Raw genomic sequence first — 20303 nt, forward strand, 5'->3', positions numbered from 1 at the left:
CCGGGCGATGGCCGGCGCCGGGCATCGATGAAACAGCCCGCGGCACCCACTGGTGATATCAAACGCCTGCGTACGGGGTGGACGACCGGGGCCACGGCCACGGCAGCGGCCGTGGCCTCGGCCTATCGCCTGCTGGCCAACGAGGCGTTGAGTCAAGTGCATCTGTGGCTGCCCAAGAATCGCGAAACCGATCTGGCCGTACACGACCAGCGTGTCTGCGATGACGGCACCACCGTTGAGACCGGGTGTATCAAGGACGCCGGCGATGACCCGGACGCCACCCACGGGGCACGAGTATGGGTGCGAGTCGCCCGTCGGAATGCCCCGGGCGTGATCTTTCATGCCGGAGCCGGTGTGGGCACGGTCACCCGCGACGGCCTGGCCTTGCCCGTCGGCGAGCCGGCGATCAACCCCATGCCGCGCCGGATGATCGTCGAACACCTGGCCCGTGCGGCCACGCATCTGGATTATCACGGCGGGTTCGATGTCACCGTCGGTATCGACGACGGCGCGCGAATCGCCGAAAAGACCATGAACGCACGCCTGGGTATTCTCGGTGGCCTGTCGATACTCGGCACCACCGGCGTGGTGCGCCCGTTTTCCTGTGCGGCCTATATCGCCTCGATTCATCAGGCGATCGATGTCGCCCGAGCCAACGCGGTGCCCCATCTGGCGGCCTGTACCGGCGCCACCAGCGAGCGCGTGGCCCAGGAACTCTTCGCCCTGCCCGACATGGCGCTCATCGAGATGGGCGATTTTGCCGGGGCGGTATTGAAATATCTGCGCCGCCACCCGGTCGAGCGGCTGTCGTTGGTGGGCGGCTTCGGCAAGTTCTCGAAGCTGGCCACCGGCCGGCTGGATCTGCACAGCCGGCGCGGCGGTATCGATTTCGACTGGCTGGCCGGCCTGGCCACCGAGGCCGATACGGCCACCCGAGACGCCATGCGCGTGGCCAACACCAGCCTGGCCGCGCTGGCGATCGCCCGGCACGCCGGTATTCCGCTGGCCGAGCGGGTTGCGGCCGCGGTCTGGCAGGTCGCGGCGCGTTATCTGCCGGCCACGACCGCGCTCGAGATCGTGCTCATCGACAAACCCGGCAACGTGCTGGCCCGCGCCAGCCGCGGCGAAATGCCCGGTTAAACGTCGCTGCCACGGTCCTGATCGGCCCAGCGGTACTGGCTGATATGCGTGGGGTCATACAGCGCGCTTCGCCGCAGCACGCCGTCGTCGTGCTGTCCCAGCACGGGGCCCACGAAGATGATCGCGCTGCGCCGTGCGGGCAATGTCCGTGCGGCCTCTACCAGCTCGGCCAGCGGGGCCCGCACGATCCGTTCGTTGGGCCAGGAGGCTCTTTGAACGATCGCGGCCGGGCAATCCCTGTCGTAATAGCCGCCCAGGTGTTCCACCACATCGGCCACGACCGCCAACGACAGATGAATTGCCAGGGTGGTGCCCGTCGCGGCGAACCGCGCCAGCGTCTCGCCGGCCGGCATGGCCGAGGCACGGCCCTGGGTTCGGGTGATGACCAGTGACTGGCCCAGCTCGGGCACGGTCAGCTCTTGGCCGAGCGCCGCCGCAGCCGCTGAAAACGCCGGCACGCCGGGCGTCAGAATATAGGCGATACCGGCCGCCCGGAGTGCGGCCAGCTGCTCGGCCAGCGCGCTGTAGATCGAAAGATCACCCGAGTGCAGCCGCGCGACATCGTGGCCCTCGCGCGTGGCTCGCGCCATATGGTCGACGATATCGGCAAGCGCCATGCCGGCGGTGTTGATACAGGGCACGCCGGGCGGCACGTGCGCCAGAATCGCTTGCGGAATCAGCGAGCCGGCATACAGACACAGGCCACAGCCGGCCAGCTGATCCCGCCCACGCAGGGTCAATAGATCGGCCGCGCCCGGCCCGGCCCCGATGAAATACACCGTCATTTGACTGCTTCCTCGGCCTGGCTCGACCAGATGACGATCGGCCGCTGGGCCTGCCAGCCGGTGAACGTGCCCAGCGGCGCGCTGCGGGCAATGGCCACGTGGCGCAGCGTACCGCCCCAGCGGGCATGCGCGGCCAGCAGGATCGCCTCGCCCTCGAGCGTCACGCTGGTGGCCACCAGCCGGCCGCGCGGGCCAAGACGGGCCATGCAGGTATCGACAAGCCCCGGCGTGGTCAGCCCGCCGCCGATGAAGATTGCCTCGGGGACTTCGTCCAGATCAGCCACCACCTCGGCAGCCGCACCGGTGCGAAGCCGAAGACGCCCCGCGCCGAGTGCGGCGGCTTTTGATTCGATCGCAGCGGCCCGATCCGCGCGAATCTCGACCGCGGTGGCCTGATTGCGCGCATCGGCCAGCAGCCATTCGATACCGATCGCCCCGGAGCCGGCGCCGATATCCCAGAGTGTTTCGCCGGTCGCGGGGGCCAACAGGCCGATAACGATCGCCCGGATCTCGCGCTTGGTGATCTGGCCGCAATCGGTGAACCAATCCTCGGCGCGGCCGGGTGAGCGCCCAAGCACGCGCGTGGTGGGGGCGGCGACACAGTCCACGCCGACCACGTTGAGATCGGGCGTGTCGCCGGCCGGCCAGGCGTCGGCCCGTGCCGAGGCGCGCGTCTCGTCGGCCCCGCCCAGATGAGACACCACGGTCAGCTGCGAGGCACCAAAGCCGCGCTCGGTAAGCAGCCGGGCCAGCGCGGCCGGCGTGCTGCCATCCCAGGACAGAACGAGCAGGCGTGCCCGATCAGCCAGAGCCGGCACCACGTCGGTCAAGGCCCGGCCATGGACCGAGAGACAATCGACGTATTGCAACGTCCAGCCCAGGCGTGCCGCGGCCAGAGAAAACGCCGACGGCTGGGGCCAGGCCTGTATTTCCGTGGCCGTGACCAGGCGCGACAGGCTGGCCCCGGCGCCGAACCAGAACGGGTCCCCCGTGGCCAGCACAACGACCGGATGGCCGCGATATGCCAGAATCATCGACAGCCCGGCCGTGAACGGCTGGGGCCAGGCCGTGCGGGCACCCACGACCTCGCCCGGCAGCATGGCCAGGTGGCGCTCGCCGCCCACGATCAACTCGGCGTCCAGAAGCGCTTGACGCGCCGGGGCGCCCAGCTCGTGCCAGCCGCCCAGCCCGATGCCGACGATCGACAACCAGGGCGTTTTCGAGCGTGTTTCTATCGCCCCGTTTTCACTGGACACCATGGCCTCCAACGACAAGCCCGTGATCAATCTGCTGGTGCTTGGCGGCACCCTGGAAGCCCGCCGGCTTTGTGATGCACTGGCCGAGCGCAACGATTGCCGAGCCATACTGTCGCTTGCCGGTGCCACGCGCCGGCCCGTGCCGGCGCCGATCGCCACGCGGCGCGGCGGGTTTGGCGGGGTCAATGGGCTCGTGGCGTATCTGCGCACCGAATCGATCGCTCTCGTGATTGATGCCACCCACCCCTTTGCATCCACGATGTCGGCGCACGCCGGCGACGCGGCCCGGATCGTGGGCGTCCCGCTGTGGCGTTTGACGCGCCCGGCCTGGATGGCCGAAACGGGCATGCGCTGGCACTCGGTGCCCGATGCCCGGACCGCGGCCGCCGCACTCGGCGACTATGGCCGGCATGTGTTTCTGACCGTGGGCGCACGCTCGCTGGCCCCGTTTGCCGATGTGGCCGACAAGCATTGGGTGATCCGCAGCATCGAGGCCCCGCCGGCCACCCCGGTCTTCTCGCCGGCGAGCGTCATCCGGGCCCGCCCGCCTTTCACCGAGACCGATGAATATCGTCTTATGCAGGATTACGGCGTGGATGTGCTGGTCACCAAGAACAGCGGCGCGCCGATGCTTGAAACCAAGCTGGCCGCAGCACATGCCCTGAATGTACCGGTCGTGATGATCGAACGCCCGGTGCTGGCCGCGGCCGATCGGGTATTCGACGCGCCGGGTGCGGTGATAACGGCCCTGGACGCGCATCAATAATCGGCCGGATAAACCCGCGGCGTGTATGCCCGGGGCCCGTTGGCGGTCGCGATGACCCGTGTGGTGCTCGCGCCAACGATCACGAGGCTGCGCATATCAGCCTGCGCCGGGACGACGCGGGCCAGATCGGTGATGCACAGATCGGCGTCCGGCCGGCCGATGGCGCTGCCGACGATGACCGGCGTGGATTCTGTTCGGTAGCCGCGAAGGATATCCAGGGCCGCGCCCAGCTGCCAGGGCCGTGCCCGGGAGATCGGGTTATAGAACGCCACGGCGAAATCGCCGGCGCCCACGGCGTGCAGGCGCTGCTCGATCAGTGACCAGGGCTTCAAGTTGTCCGATAACGAGATCACACAGAAATCGTTGCCCAGCGGCGCCCCGGCAGCGGCCGCGACAGCCTGAATGGCCGAAACGCCGGGCGCGATATGGATCGCGACACCGGCCCAGCGCGTGTGATCGGCTCGCTCGAGTGCTTCCCACACGGCCGCGGCCATGCCATAGATGCCGGGATCCCCGCCGGACACCACGGCGACCCGTGCCCCATCGGCGGCCAGATCCAGCGCGTGGGCTGCGCGCTGTAACTCGTAGCGGTTATCCGAGGCATGCACACGCTGGGTTGCACCGGCCAGGCGAGCGACATACGGGCCATAGCCCACGAGATCCGTGGCGCGGGCCGCCAGCGCGGATGTTTCCGGCGTCAGCCAGTCGCTCGTGCCCGGCCCGGTGCCGATCACGGCCAACCAGGCGTCGTCGTCGTGCGCCGCGCTCATACCCGCCGCCCCGTGCCCGGCATTAGAATCATCGAGAAATACGGGGCCTTGTCGACCGGGGCGTCGGCCAGGCGCATGACCCGCTCGGCGCCCTGGCTGGCCCGCTCGACGTACCAGGCCCGGTCGAGGGCATCGAGGGCTGTAAGTGCGGCACGAATACGCCCCAGATTGCGCCCGACCTTCATCACCACCGCGGCCTGGGCGCTCGCAAGCGCTTGATGCAGTTCGGCATCCGGCAATGTACCGGGAATCACCGAGAGGACGTCGTCGCGCATGGTGATGGGCCGCGGCAACAGCGCCGCCCCGGCCAGCATTGCCGGCACGCCGGGAATTACCTCGCAGGGCAGACGCTCGCGCAGCCGGAGAAACAGGTGCATGAACGAGCCGTAGAAGAACGGATCCCCTTCGGAAAGCACGGCCACCGAGCGCCCGGCCGTGACGTGCGCGGCCACGGCCTCGGCCGAGTGATCGAAAAAGGCCTCGATACAGTCGCAATAGGCCGCGGTGTCATGCGCCAGTTCGGTCGTTACGGGATAGGCCATGGGCAGCATGACGTGATCCGCGCGCAGATACGGCTGCATGGTGGCCAGCGCGTTGCCCCGCCCGGCGTGTTTACAGAAATAAGCCACGACGGGTGCCGTCTCGAGTGCGCGTAGCGCCTTGACGGTGACCAGTTCAGGATCGCCCGGGCCGGTGCCCACGCCGTACAAGATGGCCGATGATGTCGGATGCGATATGGGCTGGCTCACAGGCTGTCACTTGCCAGGGCGTTGAGCGCTGAGGCGGTGATGGCGCTGCCGCCACGCCGGCCGAACACGCTCAGCCACTCAAGGCCGTGGGTATTGGCCGCCAGTGCCTGCTTGCTTTCGATGGCGCCGACGAAGCCGACCGGTATGCCCACGATCGCGGCCGGACGCGGCGCACCGGCGGCAATCAGATCCAGCAGATGAAAAAGTGCTGTCGGCGCGTTACCGATGGCCACGACCGCGCCGGCCATGCGATCCCCCCACAGCTCGAGCGCCGCCGCCGAGCGGGTGTTGCCGATACGCTGGGCAAGCGCTGGCGTGGCCGGATCTCGCAGGGTGCAGATGACTTCGTTATCGGCCGGCAGACGCTTGCGGGTGACCCCGCGGGCCAGCATTTCGCTATCCACGAGAATCGGCGCCCCGGCCCGCAGTGCCTGGCGGGCGGCCTGGCCGACGTGCTCGGAGTAGCCGATATCCGCGGCCAGATCGATCTGGCCACAGCCATGAATCATGCGCACGGCAACATCCTGCAGATCAGCCGGGAAACGCGCCAGATCGGCCTCGGCCTGGATGATGGCAAAAGAGCGCTCATAGATGGCGCGGCCGTCGCGGATATAGTCGTGTGGCATCACGGGATCGGTCACCGGTATCAGACTCTCTTTTCGTTGAAATCAGCGCTCGCCGGCCTGGCCGGCGCGTCGGGTCAGCGCGTGGCCGGCCTCGGCCAGCGTAAGGCCGGTTGCCTGCGGCGCGTCACCGGGCGCCCCGCCACGGATCAGATCATAGCGCCCGTCGCGCCCGACAAGCGTGGCGCTACTGGCCGCCCGCCGGGCACAGCCCTTGGCACACCCCGAAACATGCAGGCCGCGACGAGCCATCTCCGGGGCCCGGGCGGCCAGCGCCAGTGCATCGGCGCGGGTATCGGTACTGGCCCAGCGACAGCCGACCTGGCCGATACATGCGCTCAAGCCGTTTCTGGGATCGGCATCATCATCGATTGCCTCGTGTTGATACAAGCGCTGGCGCGCAAGCCACGCTTGTTTGGGCAGCACCAGACGTCGATCCGGCAACAGGCCGATCGACCCGTTGTCGATGATTTCGGCCAGTACTGCCAGGGCCTTGATCGACAGCACGCCAAAGACGAAACGAACCCGCCAGCCCAGCGCGGCATCATACCCCAGCCCGGCCAGGGGCTCGGCGGCCGGGACAGGCGCGCCCACCGGCGTGTGCCCGGCCAGAAAATTCTGGAGCATCGTGCGGGGCAGGCCGCGCAGGCGTTCCGGGGTTGTATCCATCAATCGTTTTTTGATGATGCGGGCAGCGACATCCGCCACCGTATCAGCGCCGAGTTCGACGACCGGCGCGGCATCAAACCGCCCGCCGGCCAGGCCCAGCCGCCATCGCCCGTTGCCGATCGCATCCAGGCGTATATCGGCCGAGAGCGCGGGTGCGGCCAGCGGCCCGCCGCCGTCGATAACAATCAAGAACTTGTCGGCCAGGCGCTCAATACCGTCAACATGGGCCAGGCGATCACGCAGTGATTCATCCAGGCGATGCGCGCCGCGCTCGTCGCGGCGATCAGCCAGCACGAGCACGTCCGGCATATCGGCGGCCGGGCCACGCTCCAGCAGACCGGCCCGGCCGAGTTCGGCGATCGCGGCCTCGGGCTTGGCCACGCCGCGCAGCTCGAGCTTGGCCCGCCGGGTCACCATCACCCCGTTGGCGGCATGCCGACGGACAATCGGCACCAGCGCAGCCAGCTGCCCGGCCCTGATACGATTGTCGGGCAGGCGCAGACGGATCAACGCCCCATCGGCGGCCCACATGGGGCGTGCCCCCCGGGGGCACCAGCCGCGGACCGGCGAGCGTTCGTCAAGCGCGTTGGGAGGATGCGGCTTTGTCATCACAAGGACGCGGCGTACCGGGCTCGGGAAAGCGGCAAGCCTTACAAAGGCGCCTGCAAGTTGCAACGGCTAGGTTTCGATTCAACAGCGTGTTGTTATGTCCGAGACACCGCACACCCGCGATTTCGCGCGCGAGGAAATACAGGCGATCTATCGCGTGATCGCCGAACGCCGCGATATGCGTCATTTTACCGATCGCCCGGTTGATACCGATGTTCTCAAGCGTCTATTGGCCGCTGCCCACCAGGCACCGAGCGTGGGTTACATGCAGCCCTGGCGCTTCATTCGTGTCTGTGACAGCACCAAGCGCGCGGCACTCAAGCAAGCGGTCGAGGCTGAACGCCAACGTACGGCCGAAGCACTTGGTGAGCGCGGCGATGCCTTCATGCGCTTGAAGGTCGAGGGGCTGGATCAGTGCGCCGAGGTGTTCATCGTGGCGCTGGCCGACGGGCGTGAGCGACACGTCTTCGGCCGACGGACCATGCCCGAGATGGATCTGGCATCCGCAGCCTGTGCGATCCAGAATCTATGGCTGGCCGCGCGCGCCGAGGGCCTGGGCATGGGCTGGGTTTCGATGTTCGAGCCGGCCGCGATCGCGCATCTATTCGATATGCCGCGCGATGCCCGCCCGATCGCGATCCTGTGCCTGGGCCATGTTCCGGCGTTCTATGACCGGCCGATGCTGGCCGAGGCCGGCTGGGCCGACCGCGTGGCCCTGGATTCATTGATCGGTGTGGACGCCTGGCCCACGGATCATTCAGGGCTGTCCGGCCCCGACTCCTCGGACACGGCCGAGCAGTCGTGGTGGGATATACCGTCGAAATAGATCGAGGTCATGCCGTTTTCGCTCACGATCTCGTCGTTATGCGCATCGACATAGCGGGTGGCATCCGCGGTCAGGCTCTTTGCGACATGCAAACTGATCTGACGCTTGCCCAGCCGTACCACGGCGCCCTTGGCATCATGTGACAGCTGGAACTGGAACCCGTCACTACAGCGGTAAGTGACGAACGGGCCTTCCGGGGCCACGCGATACGGCATCAGCGTGAGTCGTGTTGTCTTGTCCTTGGAAAAGACATCCACGGCGACCGGCGCATTCGTTTGCCAGATGATCTCGCTGTCGTCGTCCAGTAACTGAGCGCTCAGGCCGTACTCGTTGGCCGTGTCCAGTAGTGCTGATCCGACGCGCATGGTGAAGCCGGTCGGCAGGCGTTGGATGCCGTGGACCGTGCGCTCGGCCACGATCTGATCCTGGCCGGACGCGGCCGAATGCTCGACCAGACTGATACGCGCGCTGGTCTGCTCGTCAAGATGCGGGGCCTCGGCCTTGGCTTCGAGCTGGCCGGTCAGCTTGATCTGTTCGGGCGTGTCCGAGCCGCAGCCGGCCAGGCTCAACCCGAGCAGGAGTACGCTCAGACCGCCGGCCAGAAAGCGTCGTTGTCGTTGTGTCGTGTCGTGTTGGGTCGTACGAAACATCAACGGGCCCTATAGCTTGGAAATAGAAAACGCCAGAATCTGGCTGAGCTGGCACAGAGGCCGCTCGGTTTCCTCGTGCCAATCGAGAAAACGCGCCTGGGCCGCGGCCATGCCGGCCTTGGTATGCAGCTTGTCGTCGGCCACGCCCCAGTAGGTCATCGCCTGCTTGACCCAATCGGTCAGCAGAAACGTGTCCTTGCCGATCATGCGCAGGAAACGCGGCCCCGACTGGCCGCCGAGCTGCACGAAGCGAGCCTTGAGTTCCAGCCAGAGATCGATCGTTTCATCGACCTCCCAATCTGCCAGCCAGACACCGAACGTGCCGAATTCGTCGATGAGTGTCTGCATGACGATCGCATTCTCGCGCACGGCGTTCAGCTTCTTGCGGTGGCGAATGAGCGTTTCATCCGTGGCCAGGCGTTTGAGATCGTCATCAGTAAACGCGGCCACGCGGGCCGGTTCGAACTCGTCGAAGGCGATTTCGAAGGCCGGCCAGCGGGCATCCACGAGACGATGCGTGAGCCCGGCGCGAAAGATTCGCCGACACATGACCGAGAGATATCGATCGTTGCCGATCATGGCCAGCGACTCGGGCGGCTCGGGTCTGACCAGCCGGGCCTCAAGGGCCTCGGCAGAGCCTGACAGAGCCGCCGCCGCGGCCTCGATCTCGGCGAATACGCCCATGGCATCGGTCATCTCTTGAGTGAGGCGCCATTCTAACCTGTCGCAAACATCGATTCGTTCGCGGACTTGCCATGAAAAAGCCCGGCGCGAAGGCCGGGCTTACTTGTCTAGCAGGTGCGAGCCGGGATCTAGGGCGTGTCGTCGTGAGATATGCCGTCGCATTGCCCGCGCCGGGCGTGTCAGGCAAGGCGCGAGCCGCCGAGCGTGGCGTGCCACGGTCAAGGCTTGCAACGCGGCATGGCGCGTCCGGCGCGGGCAACCCGGAGGGCCGGCGGCCAAGCCCCGGCAATCCTGCGTTATCGCTCCTTTACGTGGAATAACCACGCTGCACTCGCGATGCCTTGTCTTGCCGCGGCTTGGCCGCCGGTGCGCCGCCCTATCTCATGACGACACGCCCTAGTTACCGGCCTGCTCCGGCCCGTCGGGCAGGCTGGAGTCACCGGGGGCCACACGATTCAAATGCAGAAAATGCAGATGCGACTCGTACTGGTCAAGGATATCGTCGATGACCTGGCCCTTGGAGTAGTTCATCAGGTCATACCCCTGTGTCCCCTCGGTCAGAAAGACCTCAAGCCGGTAATAATACGAGCTGGCCTGCGAGGCCCGGATCGCGAACGTCGGCGTCTGGAACTTGCGCGGCCAGACCTGATAATTGAAATCCTGCTCATCACCCAGCGAGATATGCAGCCCGGCATGGCGCTCATCGCCCTCGCCCTGGGTGAAGACATCGATCGTCATGCCCTGTTCACGCAGCTCGGCGGCCACATCCTCCATGCCCGGGCGCACGGCCGAATCCATATAGCGCATGACGTTGCGATAGCTGGGAAAGCTCATCGCCCGCGAGACACGCCGTGTCCAGCTGACCGAATCGCGTCCGCCGGTTCGACCCGACAGATGGCCGGGCAGGCTGACGCGCTGGCTGTCGAACTTGAACGCCTCCATGCGCAAGCCTTTCCACAGCCCCGCGATCATGAAAAAGAGCACGATCGAGAACGGCAGGCCTGTAACTACGACCGCGCTCTGAAGCGCTGTCAGCCCGCTGGTGCCCGAGCCGGCCAGAAGCAACGACAGGGTGAGCACACCAATGATGACCGCCCAGAGGATACGCATCCAGACCGGCGCATCGCTGTTCACGTTCTTCAGATGCGAGGTGAAGTTGGACAATACCAGCGCGCCGGAGTCGCCCGAGGTGACGAAGAACACAATGCCCAGCACGGTGACGGCGATGGTCGAGATGATCGGCATCGGCAGTTGGGCAAGGAACAGATAGATGCCCGATGGCGGGTTGTTCATCACCGCTTCGCCGAACTCGGCGTTGCCGCTCATGACCATGTCGAGCGCCGAGTTACCCAGCAACGACATCCAAATCATCATGAACGCGATGGGCAGCGTCATCGTGCCGGCCACGAATTCAGCGATCGTGCGCCCGCGCGAAATACGTGCCAGAAACAGACCGACAAACGGGCCCCAGGCAATCCACCAGGCCCAGAAGAACAGCGTCCAGCCGTCGAGCCAGCCCTGGGCGGATTCGCCCTGGAACGAATAGGTGTCGGTCGACAGACTCAGGAAATTGGTCAGATAGTCGCCGATGTTGGTCACCAGCGTGTTCAGCAAGAACAAGGTGTTACCGGCAATCAGCACGAAGACCAGCAGCGCGACGGCCAACAGGATATTGAACTCGGATAGTCGACGAATGCCTTTTTCGACGCCGGTGACCGCCGAGATCGTGGCGAAGCCGACGATAGCCACGACCAGAAGCACCTGTGTCCAGATGTTGGCCTCGATGCCGAACATGTACTCCAGCCCGAAATTGAGCTGGACGATGCCGATGCCCAGTGCCGCGGCGATCCCGAACACCGTGGCGACCACGGCCGCGATATCGACCGTATGGCCGATCCAGCCGTGAATACGCTGGCCGAACAGCGGGTACAGCGCGCTGCGGATCGTCAGCGGCAGGTCATAACGATAGGAAAAGAACGCCAACGACATGCCGACCAGCGAATAGATCGCCCAGCCGGAAATGCCCCAGTGCAGAAACGTCAGCTCCATGGCGTGACGCGCGGCCATCACATCGTCAACCGGCCGGTCGGGGGCGTTGTTGTATTGCATGATCGGTTCGGCGATGCCAAAAAAGATCACACCGATACCGATACCGGCCGAGAACAACATCGCCGACCACGAGAACAGATTGAACTCCGGTCGGGACTGCTCCGGCCCGAGCCGTATCTTGCCGAAACGCGACAGGGCCACGTAGAGCACGAAGACCAGATAGATCAGAACGGTCAGGAAGTAATACCAGCCAAACGTGCTGGATATCCAGCCCTGAACCAGTGAGATGACCGATTGAGCCTGGCTGGTGAACAGGATCGTCCATAACGAGAAAAAGACGATCGTAACCGCGGACCCGTAGAAGACGATCGGATTCAGGCGATCCTTCGTCGGCTTCTTGCTGTCTTCGTTGATCTGATTGTTGCTCTGGCTCATGAAACCTCATTCGGGTCCGACAAGAGAGCAGATAACCATCGGCGTGATGTCGATCGAGCGCGCACGGCACTTAGCGGCCGGTGATAAAGCGTTTCGATGAATCAAGCACGTTCAGGTCCACCTGCCCCAACGTGCGCGAATTTCGCATCGCACGGGCGCCAGGCAGATCGCGCAGGTCGCGACGCCATTGGCCTGGATTGCGCGAAAGCTTGCCGGTACGCCGGCCTAGTTGCAACTCACCGGGTTTGTCGGCGCGCTTGCACCACACCGAGTCAGGCGTGCTCGGCGATCGCGTCGAGAAAAGCCTTGCCATAGGCTTCGCGTTTTTTCTCGCCCACGCCCGGGACCTCGGCGAAGGCGGCCATATCCGTTGGCCGCGCCGCCAGCATGTGGCGCAGCGTGGCGTCGTGGAAAATCACGTACGGCGGGACATCGGCCTCGCGGGCGAGCTCGGTGCGAACCGCCCGCAGTGCTTCCCAGAGCGGCTCGTCCTCGATCTCGATTGGTGGCAGCTCTTTTTTCACACGCGGCGTGCGGCTTTTCTTGGCCTTGCGATCGATGCGTAGTTCCAGGGTCTCTTCGCCGCGCAGCAATTCGCGACATGAGCCGTCCAGCTGTAGCCCGCCATAGGCATGCTCGACGCGCACATAGCCCAGCGCCACGAGCTGGCGCAGGATCGAGCGCCAGCTCTTGGCCGCCATCTCCTCGCCCAGGCCGGCGGTCGATAACGCATTATGGCCGAGTGATTCGGCCCGCTCGCTATGTACGCCGCGCAGATGATCCACGATATAACCGGTGCCAAAGCGCTGGCCCGTGCGATAGATCGCCGACAGAGCGATGCGGGCATAGCGTGTGGCGTTATAGGTTTCGGGCGGGTTCAGGCAGGTATCACAGTTGCCACAGGCGGCCTCGCGCTGTTCGCCGAAATAAGCCAGCAGATGAATACGGCGACAGGTGGCCAGTTCGCAGAACGCCAGGATGGCATCGAGCTTGGCATGCTCGACCCGCTTGCGCTCGGCCGGGGCATTGCCCTGCTCGATCATGCGCCGCCGCTGTACGGCGTCCCCCAGGCCATAGAGCATCCAGGCCGTGGCGGGCTCGCCGTCACGCCCGGCACGGCCGGTCTCCTGGTAGTAGGCCTCCATGCTCGAGGGCAGATCCAGATGTGCCACGAAGCGTACGTCCGGCTTGTCGATGCCCATGCCAAAGGCCACCGTGGCGACCATGATCACGCCTTCCTCGCGCAGAAACCGTGCCTGATTGTGGGCGCGTAGCGCCGGCGACAGTCCCGCGTGATACGGCAGAGCCTCGCGCCCGGTGTTGGACAGCCAGTCGGCTGTTTCCTCGACCTTCTTGCGCGACAGGCAATACACGATGCCGGCATCGCGGGCATGCTCGCGATCGATGAAATCCTGGAGCTGTTGCTTGGCACTGCCCCGCTCGGCCACCCGGTACTGGATGTTCGGCCGGTCGAAGCTGTGCACATAGTGCGCGGCCTGGGCCAGGCCGAGCTGCTCGATGATCTCTTCCCGGGTGCGTAGATCCGCGGTCGCGGTCAGTGCGATACGCGGCACGTCGGGAAAGGTTTCGGCCAGGCGCGCCAGCCCGCGGTATTCGGGTCGGAAATCGTGGCCCCACTGCGAGACACAGTGTGCCTCGTCGATGGCGAACAACGACACCGGGCTATTGGCAAGGCGTGCGAGCATCCGCGGCTGGAGCAGGCGCTCGGGGGCGACATAAACCAGATCGATCGTGCCGTTGACCAGCTCGGCCTCGATACGCTGCTGCTCGTCGAGCGCCAGCGTGGAGTTCAGATAAGCAGCACTTACCCCAAGCTCGCGAAGCGCTGCCACCTGATCCGACATGAGTGCGATCAAGGGCGAAACCACGATCGCGACACCATCGCGCACCAGTGCCGGAATCTGATAGCACAGGGATTTGCCGCCCCCAGTCGGCATGAGAACCAGCGCATCGCCGCCGTCGATGACGTGATCGACGATCTCGGCCTGCTGACCCCGAAACGACGGGTAGCCAAAGACCGATTGCAGTACCGATAGCGCCTGACTCATGGCTTATCCGCCGGCAAGCGCGCCGGCCGCTCCGGCCAGCGGTATCACATAAAACAACACGGCAAAGACATGCAGGCCGCCCCCGGCGATCACGAACAGATGCCAGATGGCGTGGTTGTACGGCAGGCGGTTCCAGGCATAGAACGCCACGCCGCCGGTATAGCACAGCCCGCCCGCCACGATCAGCGCCACGCCGCCAGGGGCTACGCTGGCCAGCATGGGTTTGATGACCAGCACCGCGGTCCACCCCATCGCCACATAGAAGGCCGTGGACAGATAAGGCACATCATTGAGCCGCGTGCTCTTGATGAGCACGCCGAACAGGGCCAACGCCCAGATCAGAGCGAGCAGGCTCCAGCCCCACGGCCCCCGCAGATTGACCAGCGTGAACGGGGTATAGGTACCGGCGATCAGAAAATAGATCGCCAGATGATCGATGATGCGCAGCACCTGTTTCGCCCGCGGCGGCGCGATCGCGTGATAAAGCGTGGACGACAGATGCGAAAAAATGAGGCTGGTACCAAAGACCGATACACCGACGATATGCCAGACATTGCCCTCGAGCGCGGCAAACACCGTCATCACCACCAGGCCGGCGATCGCCAGTGCCGTGCCGATCGCAGAAGTCAGCGCGTTGGCGATCTCCTCGCCCAGGGTATAGCCGCTGCTGTTGACCGGCGGCACGGTCTCGCTCGTTTGCATGCCGCGTATTCTGCCACGCCGATCCGCCCTGTCGCGCAAGACCGTGGACGTGCCTGTCTGGTTTATCGCTTCGTTGGTTAAAAGACAATCCGCAGATGACGCCGATTACGCGGATGGCGGATTGGATACGCGGCGGTCTTCGTCATCGAGGCGACACGATTCTCGATGGTATTCACTTGCGATTTAGCAGGCAGAAACCGTTAGGGCCTGTTGCCGTTTCATACGAGCGCCGCGTTGGAGACCGCAAATCGTGTCCTGCAAGGCGCGAGTCGCCGCATCGTGGCGCGCCACGATCAAGACTCGCACCGCCGCAGGGCGCGATTTGCGGCCCAACCCTTCGGGACAAGCGCTGTTTTACGGCAATACAGCGTTCTAGCCCACTAGCGCAGAATGACTGCGCGGCGTGGGCTACGTCTCGTCTTGCCGCAAAACAGCGCTTGGCGCGGGCTCGCATGAAACGGCAACAGGCCCTAGGCCGGCTTGTTTTCAGCTGGGGTTGGCAGCGGTTTGCTAACCTTTCACCAAGACTAAACAGGGCGCAGTCATGACGAAAACAACCAAAACCTGGCTCGGCGTGGCGTCCAGCGTATTGCTGGCCGGCTGTTCGGTGTTCGGTTATCGCGGCGGCACGGAGACGCCGGATTACACGGTCGTTGATCAGGTCAGCGATATCGAGATCCGTGAATACGCCCCGCGACTGGCCGCCGATACGGTGGTTCAGGCGGCCACGGTCGAGAAATCCCGTGACCAGGGGTTCAAGCGCTTGGCCGGTTATATCTTCGGTGACAATCAGGCCAGCGAAGAGATCGCCATGACCGCGCCCGTGGCGCAGTCTTCGGAAAAGATCGAGATGACCGCTCCCGTGGCTCAGACGGCCACCGACCGCGGCTGGCGAATCCGGTTCTTTCTGCCCAGCCGGCTGAAGATGGCCACGGCCCCCAAGCCCACCAGCGATGCGGTCACGCTGCATGAAGTGCCGGGCGAAACCTATGCCGTATCGCGTTTTTCGGGCAGCCGGAGCGATGACGCGGTCAATACGCATATCGCCCAGCTGACACAGGCGCTGGCCGACAGCCGTTGGGAGACGGCCGGCCAGCCGATCGCCTGGTTCTACGATCCACCGTGGACATTGTCGTTTTTGCGGCGTAACGAAGTGGCCGTGCCGGTTGAACAGAAAGAGGGCGGGGCATGATCAAGCATCTCGTGATCGACCAGGCCCGGCGTTGGCTGTCGGACCCGCACAATCGTGACCGGCTCAAGGAAGCCGGCCGCTCGGCCTGGCAGGCCTACCGGGACAGCCGAGATCGGCGCGAGCAGGGTGATGATGCCGACAAAGCGCCGGCTGCCAACCGCGGTCAGTCAGCGCCCCGTGCCGGGCGCAGCCGTAACCGCAGCCGCAACGACGACAAGACCGATTGACCGGCGAGGCGCATCAGGCCGGCGCAGCCGGGGCCCGGCGCGGGTAGCGAACAATCTGCCCGCCTCGGGCCGGGGCGAAGGCCACGCCGCGGGAATACGAGCCTTCACCTTTCTCCGTTGTGGGTTCCAGCCGATGCTCGGCCAGAAGCGTTTTCAAGACCACCTGTAGCTCCATGTGTGCGAACGCAGCCCCGATACAGCGACGCACGCCGCCGCCAAACGGAATCAGCTGATACGGGTCGGGCCGCACGCCAACGAAACGATCCGGGTTGAAGCGCATCGGCTCGGGAAACAGCTCGGCGTCGGTCTGCACGAGATCGATCGCGATCATGATGTGCATGCCCTTGGGCGCCCGCCAGGACCCAACGGTGTAGGAATCGGCCAGCACCTTGCGAAATGTGAACGCGATGACCGGGCGCGTGCGCTGGACCTCGTTGATGAAGGCATCCAGTAGATCGGTCTCGCCGGCGTCCAGGCTGGCCACCAGGCGATCCATGAATTCAGGGTGCCGTCGCAGGCGCTCGACCGCCCAGGCCAGCGTGGTGGCCGTGGTTTCGTGGCCGGCGGTGAGCAGGGTGACCAGCTCGTCGGCGATCTCACGATCGCTCATCGGTGCGCCGTCGTCGTAGCGTGCGCCCAGCAGCATGGACAGGATATCGCTGCGGTGCTCGTAGGCCCCGTCGGCACGGGCATTCTCGATCAGCCGGTTGACGATGGCATCGTACTCGGCGCGCATGCGATTGAAGCGGCCCCAGGGCGCATAGCCGAACAGGTCGAACCGCGGGATCGGCGTAGCCGCCAGGATCGAGCCCAGGTTGACCAACCGCGGTAGCAACTCGCGCAGGGCATCCAGATCCCGGCCCTCGGCACCGAATACGGTGCGCAGGATGATCCGCAGCGTGATGTCGTTCATGGCCGGCAGACTGGCCACGGATTCGCCCTCGGGCCAGTGGGCCATCCCGGCCCGGGCTTCCTTGGCCATTAGTTCGCGATATTCGGCCAGACGGTTCCCATGAAAAGCCGGCGTCAGCAGCTTGCGCTGTGCGCGATGCGGATCGCCCGAAAGCGCGAACAACGAGCCACGGCCCATCACCCGGCCGAGATTGGGCTCCATGTTGCCAAGCGCTGCCGGATCGGCCTTGAACAGGGTTCGGATCTTGTCCGGATCACTGATCACCAGTGTCTTGCCAAACAAAGGCAGTTTGAGCGTGAAATCACGCCCGTACTGGCGACGCCGATCGGCCAGCGACAGCGAGCGGCTTCGATCCATGGCCCCGATCAGCATGCGCAACAGAAACGGCGCCCAGGGGCCGCTGGGCAGCATGGCCGAATGGCCGGGCATATGTTGGGTATCGGTCTGGGGTTGTGTCACGGCGTGTCCTCCAAGCGTTCGATTCGACGCTACGCCGCCCGCTGACACAAATCAATCATTGGTTGATGTAAAGGTAACAGTGGCCACGCCGAACACCGGCGTTGAGCCATCACGCCGCCGCGCGTAATCTCGCGGCCCTTGTTCTCATTTTCCAAGCATTGTCGTGGCATTGAACGACACACAACGAGCGGCATTTCGGGCGCTGGCTGGCGATATCGACGGTATCGATACCTCGGTCTATGCGCGCTTCGCGGCCGATCCGGCCGAGCCCGTGATCGGCCTGGGCCGGGCTGATGCGCGTATCGGCTTCTTTGGCCGTGACCCGGGCCGCGACGAAGTGCGCTACGGCGAGCCGTTCATCGGCGCGGGCGGGCAGTTGGTACGCAAGACGCTCTATCGCACGCTATACGGGGGCGAGTTGCCGGATTTCGAAACCTCGCGATCCATCGGCGGCGATTTCTTCTGGGTCAACACGGTGCCCTACAAGCCGGCCGGCAACAAAGCCTGGTCGATGAAGATCAAGCGGCGGTTTCATCCGTTGATGCGCGCCCTGCTCATCGATGCCTGGCAGGGGCGCGATCTGATCACACTGGGCCGCGAGGCGTTTCTGTGGTTCGGTATCGACCGCCCCAAGGCCGAGCGCGACGCCATCGAGGCGTTCTGGCAAAGCGAGACCCGATTCTCTGATGCCCTCACGGTCTGGCTGGCCGACGACGACGGGCGCGACGTGGCTTTTCGTCTGCACCCGTTACCCCACCCGTCGCCGCTGAATGCGACCTGGTACAAGCGTTTTCCTGACTTGCTGGCCGCTCGGCTGGCCGCACTCGACGTGCGGCTGGGTCATCTGACGGTTTAGCCGGGCACGGCATGCCGGCGGACGTGCAGCGCGCCGTGGGCGTCCTGTTCGGCCGAAAGATGGGTGTAGTCCGTGATCTGTTCGTAATCCGCGGCTGCGGCTAGCGGCGCCGGATGGCCGGCGGTGACGACCAACAGGCTCGCGCCGCTAGCCTCGGCGGCGACGATACCGGCCTCGGCGTCTTCAAAGATCAAGCAGGACTCGACCGGCACCCCGAGTGCGGCCGCACCTTTATGAAACGGCTCGGGCGAGGGCTTGCCTTCGGCAACATCATCACCGGCGATCAGCGTGGCCGGCATGGGCAGACCGGCCGCGGCGATCCGGGCCTGGGCCAGGCGGCGCGGGGCCGATGTCACGATCGCCCAGCGATCAGCCGGCAGGCTGGCCAGAAACGCCGGCGCGCCGGCGATCGGTTCGATACCGGCGACATCGTGAATCTCGGCCTCCATGATCGCCGCGGCTTCGGCCTCGATATCGATTCCGGTCACGCCGGAATCGCGCACCGTGTCGATCCCGCGCTTGCCGTGAATCGTGGGCAGAAACTCGGCCGGATCGAGCCCGTGCGCCAATGCCCAGCGATGCCAGACGCGCTCGGCGGCCGCGATCGAGGTCAACACCGTGCCGTCCATATCGAACAGAAAGACACCGTGGCCGGCAGAAGAATAAACACGAGACATCGAACACGTCGCCTGTAGACAAGAGCAGAGCGGCAAGCCTACAGACTGTGGCAGGTTGCTGAAATCCGCCGGGCCGGGCGTGGTTGTTTTTGCCCGCGTCACGCCCTAGATTTCAGCTTATATACCCGAAACAAGAGTTCTCATGCCCCGGCCATTCGACCCAGACGACGACAAGACCAAGCGCGAGCATTCCCAGGACGACGATGGCGATCGTCCGACGCGTGGCAGCCAGAAAGAGAAGAACGACAACGGCTACAGCGAGAAAGACGAAGACGACGACACGCCGAAAGTCTGAACGGCTTACAAGCCGTTTGTGGCCGGGTCGTAGGCCACGGCCCGCCAGCCGTCGGCGACGCCGCGCAGTTGTATGGTGCGGGTCACGCCGCGGCTGTTATCGGGCGTGACGAGATCATAACGGATCTTCATCGTGTAATCGCCGTTGTCCAAGCGCTGTGCGTCCAGCACTTCAAGATGCTGGACGTGAAGTGTGCCTGGATCAGGGGCGCCGAATGCGCGCAACATCTTGACGGCCGAGTCCCCGCCCAGCCGATCGGCCAGCGCGTCGATATCCGACAGGCCGGCGCGTACCTGCTGCTGCACCGCCCGGGTGATCGTGGCGTCGTCGGGCCGCTGGCTACAGCCGGCAAGGACAACAGCAACCAGTAGAACAATCGAAAACAATCGGGCCATGGCAACGGGTTGGCGCAGAATATCGGTGACTGACCCTAGCCGCTCCGGCGTGCTTGCTGGCTGAACAAGCCACAGGCGCTACACTCGGGCGATGACTATTCGTGCCCTCTGCCTGTTCATCCTTGTTGCGACGACGTGTCTGGCCGGCTGTGCCGGCGGGCTCGAAAACCGTCGTGAAGCGGCCTACGACCACTATTGGCGCTGTGTGAGCCAGGCCGTGCAGCCCTATGTGCTGGGCTCGCCTCTGCCGGCCCGGCAGAGCGTGTTGGCGGCACAAGCCTCGTGCAGCACGGCCTATACGCAATTCGAGGACGCGCAGACAGCCCTGGTGCAATCACGCCTGCAACGCGATAACGCGCGCCTGGGCGATCGGCTGGGCGTCGAGCAGGCACGGGTATGGCGCAACCGCGTGACCCAGGCCATGACCGATTACGTGATCGAGCAACGCCGCTGAACGCAGCCGGCAACTGACATGCCGGGTGCGCTCGGCGATACGCCGGCGTATGG

At 65.1% G+C, this 20303-nt stretch carries 22 protein-coding genes; 8 read left to right on the plus strand and 14 right to left on the minus strand.

The window, feature by feature from the left end:
* Positions 1-27 precede the first annotated feature (27 nt).
* Positions 28-1140 carry a cobalt-precorrin-5B (C(1))-methyltransferase gene (locus tag SAJA_RS13895; RefSeq protein ID WP_123659270.1) on the plus strand — a complete coding sequence of 371 codons (1113 nt, stop codon included), beginning with the start codon at positions 28-30 and terminating at the stop codon, positions 1138-1140.
* Here the strand turns inward: SAJA_RS13895 and cobM are convergent.
* Together cobM and cbiE are read right to left on the minus strand one after the other, a co-directional pair.
* Positions 1137-1925: a precorrin-4 C(11)-methyltransferase gene (cobM, locus tag SAJA_RS13900; RefSeq protein WP_123659271.1), complete on the minus strand. Its 789-nt coding sequence runs from the start codon at positions 1923-1925 to the stop codon at positions 1137-1139. The genes SAJA_RS13895 and cobM overlap by 4 nt on opposite strands.
* Positions 1922-3184 carry a precorrin-6y C5,15-methyltransferase (decarboxylating) subunit CbiE gene (gene cbiE / locus SAJA_RS13905; RefSeq protein WP_123659272.1) on the minus strand — a complete coding sequence of 421 codons (1263 nt, stop codon included), beginning with the start codon at positions 3182-3184 and terminating at the stop codon, positions 1922-1924. The genes cobM and cbiE overlap by 4 nt, the downstream gene beginning before the upstream one ends.
* Between cbiE and SAJA_RS13910 the strand changes: the two genes are divergently transcribed.
* A complete protein-coding gene (locus SAJA_RS13910; protein ID WP_123659273.1) occupies positions 3117-3947 on the plus strand; it encodes a cobalt-precorrin-6A reductase in 831 nt (276 codons plus the stop codon). The genes cbiE and SAJA_RS13910 overlap by 68 nt on opposite strands.
* Here the strand turns inward: SAJA_RS13910 and cobJ are convergent.
* The 4 genes from cobJ to SAJA_RS13930 are packed head-to-tail and all read right to left on the minus strand — an operon-like array spanning position 3941 to position 7289.
* Positions 3941-4717: a precorrin-3B C(17)-methyltransferase gene (gene cobJ, locus SAJA_RS13915; protein ID WP_123659274.1), complete on the minus strand. Its 777-nt coding sequence runs from the start codon at positions 4715-4717 to the stop codon at positions 3941-3943. The two genes, SAJA_RS13910 and cobJ, sit on opposite strands and share 7 nt — an antisense overlap.
* Complete coding sequence (locus SAJA_RS13920; protein ID WP_245963339.1) at positions 4714-5466, minus strand: precorrin-2 C(20)-methyltransferase; 753 nt, start codon at positions 5464-5466, stop codon at positions 4714-4716. Before SAJA_RS13920 ends, cobJ begins: the two co-directional genes overlap by 4 nt.
* Positions 5463-6092, minus strand: a complete 630-nt coding sequence (locus SAJA_RS13925) for a precorrin-8X methylmutase (protein ID WP_123659275.1) — start codon at positions 6090-6092, stop codon at positions 5463-5465. Before SAJA_RS13925 ends, SAJA_RS13920 begins: the two co-directional genes overlap by 4 nt.
* Positions 6093-6134: 42 nt before the next feature.
* Positions 6135-7289 carry a hypothetical protein gene (locus tag SAJA_RS13930; protein ID WP_123659276.1) on the minus strand — a complete coding sequence of 385 codons (1155 nt, stop codon included), beginning with the start codon at positions 7287-7289 and terminating at the stop codon, positions 6135-6137.
* Positions 7290-7464: 175 nt separating this feature from the next.
* On the opposite strand from SAJA_RS13930, the gene bluB reads away from it, so the two are divergent.
* On the plus strand, positions 7465-8193 hold the full coding sequence (bluB, locus tag SAJA_RS13935; protein WP_123659277.1) for a 5,6-dimethylbenzimidazole synthase: 729 nt from the start codon (positions 7465-7467) through the stop codon (positions 8191-8193).
* Here the strand turns inward: bluB and SAJA_RS13940 are convergent.
* The 5 genes from SAJA_RS13940 to trhA all read right to left on the minus strand — a co-directional run bounded on the left by SAJA_RS13940 (position 8121) and on the right by trhA (position 14782).
* Positions 8121-8843: a YbaY family lipoprotein gene (locus tag SAJA_RS13940; protein ID WP_123659278.1), complete on the minus strand. Its 723-nt coding sequence runs from the start codon at positions 8841-8843 to the stop codon at positions 8121-8123. The two genes, bluB and SAJA_RS13940, sit on opposite strands and share 73 nt — an antisense overlap.
* A gap of 9 nt (positions 8844-8852) precedes the next feature.
* Complete coding sequence (locus SAJA_RS13945; RefSeq protein WP_123659279.1) at positions 8853-9539, minus strand: DNA-3-methyladenine glycosylase I; 687 nt, start codon at positions 9537-9539, stop codon at positions 8853-8855.
* Between the two features lie 384 nt (positions 9540-9923).
* Positions 9924-12011, minus strand: a complete 2088-nt coding sequence (betT, locus tag SAJA_RS13950; protein ID WP_123659280.1) for a choline BCCT transporter BetT — start codon at positions 12009-12011, stop codon at positions 9924-9926.
* Positions 12012-12283: 272 nt separating this feature from the next.
* The gene (recQ, locus tag SAJA_RS13955) at positions 12284-14080 is read right to left on the minus strand and encodes a DNA helicase RecQ (RefSeq protein WP_123659281.1); all 1797 of its coding nucleotides are present in this window, start codon (positions 14078-14080) and stop codon (positions 12284-12286) included.
* A gap of 3 nt (positions 14081-14083) precedes the next feature.
* Complete coding sequence (trhA, locus tag SAJA_RS13960; protein WP_123659282.1) at positions 14084-14782, minus strand: PAQR family membrane homeostasis protein TrhA; 699 nt, start codon at positions 14780-14782, stop codon at positions 14084-14086.
* A gap of 544 nt (positions 14783-15326) precedes the next feature.
* Between trhA and SAJA_RS13965 the strand changes: the two genes are divergently transcribed.
* Together SAJA_RS13965 and SAJA_RS13970 are read left to right on the plus strand one after the other, a co-directional pair.
* On the plus strand, positions 15327-15974 hold the full coding sequence (locus SAJA_RS13965) for an SOUL family heme-binding protein (RefSeq protein ID WP_184999906.1): 648 nt from the start codon (positions 15327-15329) through the stop codon (positions 15972-15974).
* Complete coding sequence (locus tag SAJA_RS13970; protein ID WP_123659283.1) at positions 15971-16201, plus strand: hypothetical protein; 231 nt, start codon at positions 15971-15973, stop codon at positions 16199-16201. The genes SAJA_RS13965 and SAJA_RS13970 overlap by 4 nt, the downstream gene beginning before the upstream one ends.
* Positions 16202-16214: 13 nt before the next feature.
* Here the strand turns inward: SAJA_RS13970 and SAJA_RS13975 are convergent, their stop codons facing one another.
* Positions 16215-17573 carry a cytochrome P450 gene (locus SAJA_RS13975; protein ID WP_221180265.1) on the minus strand — a complete coding sequence of 453 codons (1359 nt, stop codon included), beginning with the start codon at positions 17571-17573 and terminating at the stop codon, positions 16215-16217.
* A 163-nt stretch (positions 17574-17736) separates the two neighbouring features.
* On the opposite strand from SAJA_RS13975, the gene SAJA_RS13980 reads away from it, so the two are divergent.
* Positions 17737-18429 (plus strand): uracil-DNA glycosylase family protein, encoded by a 693-nt coding sequence (locus tag SAJA_RS13980; RefSeq protein ID WP_123659284.1) that lies wholly within the window; start codon positions 17737-17739, stop codon positions 18427-18429.
* Here the strand turns inward: SAJA_RS13980 and SAJA_RS13985 are convergent.
* A complete protein-coding gene (locus SAJA_RS13985) occupies positions 18426-19106 on the minus strand; it encodes an HAD-IA family hydrolase (RefSeq protein ID WP_123659285.1) in 681 nt (226 codons plus the stop codon). The two genes, SAJA_RS13980 and SAJA_RS13985, sit on opposite strands and share 4 nt — an antisense overlap.
* A gap of 142 nt (positions 19107-19248) precedes the next feature.
* Between SAJA_RS13985 and SAJA_RS15180 the strand changes: the two genes are divergently transcribed.
* Positions 19249-19401, plus strand: a complete 153-nt coding sequence (locus SAJA_RS15180; RefSeq protein ID WP_184999907.1) for a hypothetical protein — start codon at positions 19249-19251, stop codon at positions 19399-19401.
* Between the two features lie 5 nt (positions 19402-19406).
* On the opposite strand, the gene SAJA_RS13990 is transcribed toward SAJA_RS15180, so the two are convergent.
* Complete coding sequence (locus tag SAJA_RS13990; protein ID WP_123659286.1) at positions 19407-19796, minus strand: hypothetical protein; 390 nt, start codon at positions 19794-19796, stop codon at positions 19407-19409.
* Between the two features lie 91 nt (positions 19797-19887).
* Between SAJA_RS13990 and SAJA_RS13995 the strand changes: the two genes are divergently transcribed.
* On the plus strand, positions 19888-20250 hold the full coding sequence (locus SAJA_RS13995) for a hypothetical protein (protein WP_123659287.1): 363 nt from the start codon (positions 19888-19890) through the stop codon (positions 20248-20250).
* Positions 20251-20303 lie beyond the last annotated feature (53 nt).

Source organism: Salinisphaera japonica YTM-1, assembly GCF_003788585.1.
Classification (GTDB): domain Bacteria; phylum Pseudomonadota; class Gammaproteobacteria; order Nevskiales; family Salinisphaeraceae; genus Salinisphaera; species Salinisphaera japonica.